This is a genomic window from Companilactobacillus musae (genome assembly GCF_003967595.1).
GTDB lineage: Bacteria > Bacillota > Bacilli > Lactobacillales > Lactobacillaceae > Companilactobacillus > Companilactobacillus musae.
This window is the reverse complement of the sequence record NZ_BIFW01000018.1, coordinates 1-1,050: the sequence shown is the minus strand read 5'-3', so window position 1 is coordinate 1,050 and position 1,050 is coordinate 1. Positions and strand designations below refer to the sequence as shown.

At 36.2% G+C, this 1,050-nt stretch carries 1 protein-coding gene; it reads right to left on the bottom strand.

Annotated elements, in window-relative coordinates; translation table 11 throughout:
- Positions 1 to 34: 34 nt before the first annotated feature.
- The gene (locus tag LAB100_RS11475; protein WP_119327539.1) at positions 35 to 931 is read right to left on the bottom strand and encodes an IS982 family transposase; all 897 of its coding nucleotides are present in this window, start codon (positions 929 to 931) and stop codon (positions 35 to 37) included.
- Between the last annotated feature and the right edge of the window lie 119 nt (positions 932 to 1,050).

Sequence of the window (1,050 nt, the reverse complement as noted above, 5' to 3'; positions counted from 1 at the left end):
TAACGCGTAGTGCTAGCTTTGTAATATAGAAATATTAAGTGATTTTCAAGCCACTATTTCCGGTCAAAATCTGTTTATGTACATTAATAGTCATCCAAAGAAACATGGACTCTAAGCGGACTTCGAGGCCGCTTGGAGTCCTAATTCCAGGATGCTCGAAGTGACCAATAATATTCAGATTATTAAAGAAGGTTTCAATACGGCGACGTAAATTCTTGAGAGCGTTACTATTAACAACATTGCGATTGATCATATTCTTATGGATTGGTGTCCATAAATTTATGTTATAAACCTCTAAAAGCCAATTTTTTAATGCTTGACTAAGGTAACCACCATCTGCCAATACCAACTTATTTGGTGCTGTTAACAGAAGTTCTTCCGCTACTTTACGATCATCAGTAGATGCACTAGTGACTTCCCAACTTAGTGGAAATCCTTGATCATCTATGACAACATGTAACTTAAAACCATAAAAATAGATATGCTTAATAGCGTTATATCCCTTATCGGCAAAAGGTCTCAGTACCTTCGCTACATTACTTCTTCTAGCATAAACAAGTGTAATTGGGGCACTATCGATTATTTCATAAGACGATTGTTGTTTGTATTGGTTCAATAAGCAAATACGGATATACCTCTCGAATGGAATCAGATCACGGCAACGTCGATTATATCGACTGCGCTCAGGGAGCGGAATACCAGCCTCTGTCATTATTTTATGAAAATGAGTTTCGGATGGATCTCTTAAATCGATTCTTAATAACATTGATGCGAGGATGACTAGATCACTTGTCTTTTCCTCACGGTAGTTACACCGATAGCGAAATTTCTTATCAATCGTTAAGTAAATAGGTTCAATGATATTCATAAATTTAGTTAACTTAGCTTGAATTAAGCCAGGTTTTGCGATATTTTTAGGTTGGTCCTGCAATTTGGAAACCTTCTTTAGACGGATGTTTTCCCCAATTGTGGGGCTTTTTGTATCTAAAGGGTCAGTAAAAAACAAAAATTATTTTAGGTAATTGTTACAAAGCTAGCACTACGCGTTAT